This window comes from Paenibacillus solanacearum (genome assembly GCF_910593845.1).
Lineage (GTDB): Bacteria > Bacillota > Bacilli > Paenibacillales > NBRC-103111 > Paenibacillus_G > Paenibacillus_G solanacearum.
Window position 1 is genome coordinate 93,742 of the sequence record NZ_CAJVAS010000022.1, and the last position, 6,399, is coordinate 100,140.

Annotated in this window: 7 protein-coding genes and 1 pseudogene; 1 reads left to right on the plus strand and 7 read right to left on the minus strand. The window is 45.5% G+C overall.

The window, feature by feature from the left end; all coding sequences use genetic code 11:
• Positions 1-57: 57 nt before the first annotated feature.
• The 4 genes and pseudogenes from KXG62_RS21280 to KXG62_RS34140 all read right to left on the minus strand — a co-directional run.
• Positions 58-762 (minus strand): Crp/Fnr family transcriptional regulator, encoded by a 705-nt coding sequence (locus KXG62_RS21280; protein ID WP_246627560.1) that lies wholly within the window; start codon positions 760-762, stop codon positions 58-60.
• A 387-nt stretch (positions 763-1,149) separates the two neighbouring features.
• Positions 1,150-1,776, minus strand: coding sequence for a molybdenum cofactor guanylyltransferase (mobA, locus tag KXG62_RS21285; protein ID WP_218094029.1), 627 nt, complete (start codon positions 1,774-1,776; stop codon positions 1,150-1,152).
• A 238-nt stretch (positions 1,777-2,014) separates the two neighbouring features.
• Positions 2,015-2,737: a YebC/PmpR family DNA-binding transcriptional regulator gene (locus tag KXG62_RS21290; RefSeq protein WP_218094030.1), complete on the minus strand. Its 723-nt coding sequence runs from the start codon at positions 2,735-2,737 to the stop codon at positions 2,015-2,017.
• Positions 2,738-2,913: 176 nt separating this feature from the next.
• Positions 2,914-3,074: pseudogene (locus KXG62_RS34140) on the minus strand (ATP-binding protein); the annotation flags it as partial.
• Between the two features lie 217 nt (positions 3,075-3,291).
• Between KXG62_RS34140 and KXG62_RS21295 the strand changes: the two are divergent.
• Positions 3,292-3,630, plus strand: coding sequence for a hypothetical protein (locus tag KXG62_RS21295; RefSeq protein WP_218094031.1), 339 nt, complete (start codon positions 3,292-3,294; stop codon positions 3,628-3,630).
• A gap of 233 nt (positions 3,631-3,863) precedes the next feature.
• Here KXG62_RS21295 and KXG62_RS21300 read toward each other — a convergent pair whose 3' ends face one another.
• From KXG62_RS21300 to KXG62_RS21310, 3 genes are all read right to left on the minus strand, one after another.
• The gene (locus tag KXG62_RS21300) at positions 3,864-4,718 is read right to left on the minus strand and encodes an aminoglycoside phosphotransferase family protein (RefSeq protein ID WP_218094032.1); all 855 of its coding nucleotides are present in this window, start codon (positions 4,716-4,718) and stop codon (positions 3,864-3,866) included.
• A gap of 30 nt (positions 4,719-4,748) precedes the next feature.
• Positions 4,749-5,321 (minus strand): TetR/AcrR family transcriptional regulator, encoded by a 573-nt coding sequence (locus tag KXG62_RS21305; protein WP_218094033.1) that lies wholly within the window; start codon positions 5,319-5,321, stop codon positions 4,749-4,751.
• A gap of 435 nt (positions 5,322-5,756) precedes the next feature.
• The gene (locus tag KXG62_RS21310; RefSeq protein WP_246627561.1) at positions 5,757-6,224 is read right to left on the minus strand and encodes a GyrI-like domain-containing protein; all 468 of its coding nucleotides are present in this window, start codon (positions 6,222-6,224) and stop codon (positions 5,757-5,759) included.
• Between the last annotated feature and the right edge of the window lie 175 nt (positions 6,225-6,399).

Below are 6,399 nucleotides of genomic sequence, written 5' to 3' on the forward strand. Positions count from 1 at the left end.
ATATCGGATGGTTTTTTTACATATTTTTCATTACGCTGCGCCTTTTGGCGACGCCGCCTACATTCTGCAAATTTCTTTCGGGCAATGCTCGCACTGACATATATTGCGAAGGTATTCGAGATTTTTAATAATGAGATGGCCTCCTTGGTATTCGATCACCTCATCCTTCTTCAAATCGCTTAGCATCCGATTGACGCTTTCTCTGGTCGCTCCGATCATATCCGCCATTTCGCTATTGTTTATTTTCAATTCAATATAGATGCCTTGGTCGACGGTTATGCCGTACGTATTGCTGAGCCGGATGAGAAGGGAACAGATCGCTCCGGGTTTGCCGAACATCAGCAGATCGCGGAATTTGGTTTGCGTAATCCGGTGCATCAGGCCCATCCACTTCATGAATTCGACGGCCAGATCCCCATGCTGCCATAGCAGCACTTCCAAATCTTTGCGTTGAATGATGCCGATGCTGCCGCTCTCCGTAACTTCGGCGCTAAAGCTGTGAACGGAATCCTGGAACGGGTCCAGTTGACCGAACAAATCGCCTTGCTGGTGAAGATATATCGTAAAGTTTCTTCCGCTATCCGAATTTTTCGTGGTACGGACGCGCCCGCTGAGAACGAAGTACAATTTATCTGCGGCTTCCCCTTCCCAGAAAAGATAAGCGCCTTTCTCCACTTTTTTGGTGTACATGATGCTTTTCAATTTATCCAGGCTTTCCGCCGACAGCACCTGATCTATTCCTTTTCGCTGGATTTCAGTCACTCTGTTCAAACTCCTTTCAACTTCTTGTTGATCTCATCATACCTCGCTCAGCCAAATATTGTAATCGGGGGTTCTACTGATCTTTTCAGGGGGAAAATCCCTACCATGCCGTGGGGATGGATGCTGTCAAAAACCTTAGAAAACCGTCGCATTACGGGAACCATCCGGCTGGAAAGAAGTTTTTCCTGATGCCGGGTTCAGGGAATTCCCTGAACGGCATACAAAAACCTGCTATTCACAGGCAATCTGCCTGTGTAGCAGGTGAGGTTATACGTGTGCGGAAGGGGTTACCGTTACTCCGGCTGGCAGGCGATCAAGGGCTTTTGTAACGTCAGCCTGATTTCAGTGTACCGCTATCCCAACGACTGCGCAGTGACACGGCTCACATTACAGCCCCAGCCGATAATTCATTTGCAGCGATTCGGAGTAGGAAACCGCCTGCTCATAATCTTCCGGCGTCTTGATCGCGATCACAAACCGCGGATCGATCTGGTTCTTTAGAAACTCCCCTTCCGGCATCTCGCACCAGATTAATTGTTTAAGCAGCGGAGGGAACGTGACCTCTCCTTGCTCCAGCAGCGCTCGAATCGGTTGGGCGCAGCGGCGGTGGTATACGCCATGCAGCGGGTAAAGCTGGTGGTCGATCCAGGGCAGAACCGCATCGATGCCCTCGTCTAGTCTGGCCAGCATCAACTGTGCAGCCGCATCCGAAATATACGGCATGTCGCAGCCAGCAACCCATACCCGATCGCTGCTTGCCAATGTCAGCCCCGAATACATGCCGCCAAGCGGACCTTTTCCAGGATAATAGTCGGTGAGAATGCGGATTCCGCGTTCCAGCGTACGCAAGTACGGCGCAGGATCGCTTGATACGATAATGACTTCACTGCAGTGCTTTTTCATCTCGCGAATTTGCCGGTCGATGAACGTCATGTGATCGAGCATCAGAAACGCCTTGTTCTCCCCATTCATTCTGCTGTTTTGGCCTCCTGCCAAAATGACTCCGGTCAGCATGCTACATCTTCTCCTCTCTGATGATCTGTTCGCTTGTTATACAATCTATACTGTAATAACACCATATTTTTTTATCGTTGACAGTGATCTGTGTCATAGGTCGTACGGAGCCGCGGCGAAGCGGACTTGCGCGTGCTGCCCCGCGTAGAAGCGCGTCGGTCTTGAGAGAAAAGCATAAAAAAAGACTGCCGGTCATCGCGGCAGCCTGCATCCAACATATGGTGAACCTACGGTTCTATTATTCTTCCGGGAATTCTACATTGTGATAAACACGCTGAACATCTTCCAGATCCTCCAGCGTATCAACAAGCTTCTCGAACTTCGCAAGCTCGTCCTCCGGAAGCGTTACGTAATTTTGTGCGAGCATCGTAAGCTCGGCTACCGTGAATTCCGTAATGCCCGCCTGCTTCAGCGCGGATTGAATCGCATGAAACTGCTCCGGCTCGGCATAGATGATAATGGACTCTTCCTCTTCCGTAATGTCGCGGAAGTCCAGATCCGCTTCCATCAACAGCTCGAGGACTTCGTCGGATGTTTTTCCTTCGATCCCGATTACGGCCGTCGGACTGAACATATACGAGACCGAACCGTTGACGCCCATGCTGCCGCCGTTTTTGTTAAACACCGAGCGCACGTCCGCTACCGTACGGTTGACGTTATTGGTCAGCGTGTCCACGATGATCATGGAACCGCTCGGCCCGAAGCCCTCGTAACGCAGCTCCGAGTAGCTCTCTTCGGAATTTCCTTTTGCCTTTTCGAGCGCCCGGTCGATGATCGCTCTCGGTACGTTGTATGTTTTAGCTCGCTCAAGCACGAATTTTAAAGCTTGATTCGATTCGGGATCGGGCTCCCCTTTCTTCGCCGCTACGTAAATTTCGATGCCGAACTTGGCGTAGACCCGACTTGTGTTGGCATCCTTCGATGCTTTCTTCTCCTTAATATTATTCCATTTACGACCCATGATGTTACCTACTTTCTTATCATATCTTTAAATCCAGCTTGCTATGTACACTAAGCTATCATCATTCTCGTATTATTATAAACAATAAACAGATATCTGGACAAGTTTATCGCAAGTTTCAACGTGTCATACGATTCTCACCCGGTCTCAACAAGATCCGCAGCTTTCCAGCAATATTATGGATTCGGGATTGCAGGTATCCAGCCTTTCAGCAGCGCTCCCCCTCCGAATGATTGTTTGCAGCAAGCTCGCCTCCATGTTGTCTAATCATTCTTTGCGAAATCGTTAAGCCTAGTCCGCTGCCTCCGGTTGAGCGGCTCCGAGATACTTCCCCGCGATCATACCAATATGACGCTCGTACCAATCAAGAAGAAACGGATGATTCAGCACCGGAGCGGTCAATCCAGATCACAGTCACCGCATGAACGGACGAGTTTTATTTTCCATTTAACCATCGTGTCCCAGAGCCGAATAAAAACGAATCAAGCAGAGGAATATAGATCAGGTACCTCATTCCTCAATCCAAATAACAACTCAGGGAGGACTCAAAAAACATGTATACTCCAAACTTATTTAACCAAATTCAGCAGTGCCAACAAATCTTGAACCAGCTGATGAGCCAAACGGAGCAAGCTTCCCAGATGTATCGGCAACTGCTTCACCAAGAGCAGCAAAATGCGATGATTCTGAGTGAGCTGGCTCATAAGGAGCAAAGAGCAGCTCAAATCATTCAAAGCGCTCTTCAAGGCCATCACCTTGCTATGCAAAAAATGCAGCAGGTTTCTCAAATGTGCCATTCCTTAGAGCAAGCTGTTCAACAAAATGCCCCGATGTATCAACAAAATGAGTTTGTTAATTATCAAAGCAACGGCATGCCCGCGTATAGACAATAACCACGCGGCCGCTAGCGTCATGGATAGGCAGCAAAAAACAGAAGGCCGGTCATCCCGGTCTCCTGTCTTCTATATTATATCGCACGTCATCGAACAAAATCTCTTTCATCAACAAATACTCCCCTGTCTGAAGTTGAATCGAGTAGTTCACTACGATCGTTGTACTTCACCATACCAAATATTGGAACCCCATAAATGGTAGTAGTTGGTTAATAATGAAAAATATCGTTAGCCTAATTACAATGGAGTCTTCTTCTAATCTCCTTCACGAGCAAATGCTTTTCTTCTATAGACATTGCATCGGCTGATAGCTTGCGTGCAGCAATAGGAGCAATCCAGGGCTCGATGTCTGTATAACCGATACCGGAGAGCTTTTCGTATTCCTCCATAAATATACGAATTATGGTCTCCCGTGTTGCATTTAGAAAGACACTTACTTCATTTGGCCAATCAGAGGGCAAGATCGCATAGCGAATCATAACAATATATTCGGCCAAGTCCGCCTCCGGATTGCCGGATGTAGCGTTGCTCCAGTCAATAACAACCGCATCATGATCACGAAGCAATATATTGGCTGGATTCGGATCTCCATGACAAAGCTGATGCTTCATAGGCAATTGATCCAATAGGGTGATCACTGCTGCTTTTTCTACCTCAGTCAAATATGACGCAAGACGAATGTTATGCTTGATGTAATCTCGTTGGCTCGGCATATCTGGAACAGAATGTGTATGGATTTGATATAAAAGTCGTGCCGTCATTCGGACATCAGAGTAATTTTCGGACACATTAATTGGCAGGTTCAGTTGTGACTGCTTTACGGCTCCATCAATAAATCGCTTCAAGAAAGTTTCACCAAAAATACGTTCGAACACAATACCAAATCGACCTTCAATATTCACCTGATCAAATGGCTTTGGGACAGGTAGCCCGCACTCCCAGGCGATCCGACAATGATGCAATTCTTCTTGTAAAGCTCTAGTGCTCGTGTTAGGTTTGGCCATTTTGACGATCTTGCTCTGGTCCTCCCATTCAAATACTTCCGCACAGGCGCCTTCACCAATTTTGTTTCCAATTTTTTCGATCATGCCGCTCCCTCCAATTCGTATTTAGCTAGGTTATACTAACCCTTCTTTTACAGTTAGAATTTTGTACATTTCTTCAATCATCTCTGTAGCCTCATTAATATCAAGCTCCATTGTGTTGGTATTGATCAGCGTTCCAATTCCAAGCCAATAGGTGCTAATTTTCAGAAAGATTTTCTTGATTTTACTTTCTTCAATTGTAGTTAACCGGTTATCGATCTGAAAAAAAGCAGCATAAATTTCTTCGTTAAGTCTGTCTTTGTGCTTTTTAAAATATTCGCCTCGATAATCAGATAGATACAAAGCTCGAAATAGATGCCTTTCGTTTCGGGCAAATAGCAAGCAACCGAGCACCAAATTCATGGCAAGTGCGTTTTTATCATTGACATACTCTTTCATACTGGCAAGAGCAAAATCAACAGTGTTGTTAAACACATCATCTTTTACTTTATCCATGCTTCCATACACGCTGTAAATAGGCTGTGTGGAACATCCAAGCCTTTTGGCGATGCTTCTGGCAGTTAGAACATCAAGCCCCTGTTCCCGTACAACGTCAAACGCTGCATCTAATACTTTTTCCTTCGTTATCTCCGCTTTTGGAGGCATCTACTCAACATCTCCTCAATCAAAACTATACATTTTATTACATGCGTTATATAACATATGTTATATGGATAAATATGGAATGTCAATTCATTTTTTGTTGTCGTTAAAATCTGCCCTCAAACGAAGTTAGACCACCAATCTCCTGGTGGCCTAGAATGTAATACTTGAGGTTCTTCTGCTCTTACTTCAAAGGAAAAGGGGATCTTTTGGCTGCTACAGCAGTCGGAGAATCCCTATTTAAGAAACATGCTCCGTCCGCCCACAACGTTGCGGGCGCTCTCCTTTGATTCCGGCGTTTTGACAAAATATGTCCACCATACACACCTCGTTCGGCACCTTTCAAAACCTTGTGGTCGCGCTTATTCGAATCCGAATTTTTGGTAGTACGACGGGTGGCCGATGAAAAACACATGCATGTCGCATGGAGTGAAAAAATTATTTTTTCTTAACTGGTATCCAAATTTCACCCTGTCGATACCCTGCCATTCCATAATACATTTCGAAACTAGGCGCTTCAATCTGTTCGTATTCAGATGTCGGAAACCACTCGGAATATATTCGTACCCGCAGTTTTTGTAAATCACATTGCGGCTCCGGGAAAATAGCCCATGTTAATGCGGGGACAGAAAGTTTTGTAAATCTCTCCGGCATTTCAAGTCCCTTTGGTAAATGATAACATATCATGTATTTGAAAGATTCTCCCGTGTTATCATATAAGGCAGCGTGCAATACGGTGTTACTGAACCGTCCCAGTAATTCGTTCATAAGTTCAACGCTACCATCATCATCACATTTTTGACGGAATTGAGGTACTTCAGAAAATGCTGTTTTCATGTCCGAATTTATAAGACCATAAACTCCAAACATCTCAAAAGACCTTTTTTGTTCAATTCGGTAATTCATTTCGATATCTCCTTTTATTGAAATATGAAAGGACATTCGAGGATAGGCTTTTAGAAGTGTGGTGAAAAACACCACGAATACTCGATATGGTAGAATAATAGAAATACCTGATTAGAAATGAGGAACAGTTATGCGAGCAGCAAAACGGACCGGGGTCCAGCCACAACTATTTCAG

Bases quoted from the DNA above. Each gene is read 5' to 3' on its own strand.
- KXG62_RS21300 (WP_218094032.1), bottom strand. From the start codon at position 4,718: ATGATCGAAAAAATTGGAAACAAAATTGGTGAAGGCGCCTGTGCGGAA.
- KXG62_RS21310 (WP_246627561.1), bottom strand. From the start codon at position 6,224: ATGAATTACCGAATTGAACAAAAAAGGTCTTTTGAGATGTTTGGAGTT.
- mobA (WP_218094029.1), bottom strand. From the start codon at position 1,776: ATGCTGACCGGAGTCATTTTGGCAGGAGGCCAAAACAGCAGAATGAAT.
- KXG62_RS21295 (WP_218094031.1), top strand. From the start codon at position 3,292: ATGTATACTCCAAACTTATTTAACCAAATTCAGCAGTGCCAACAAATC.
- KXG62_RS21290 (WP_218094030.1), bottom strand. From the start codon at position 2,737: ATGGGTCGTAAATGGAATAATATTAAGGAGAAGAAAGCATCGAAGGAT.
- KXG62_RS21305 (WP_218094033.1), bottom strand. From the start codon at position 5,321: ATGCCTCCAAAAGCGGAGATAACGAAGGAAAAAGTATTAGATGCAGCG.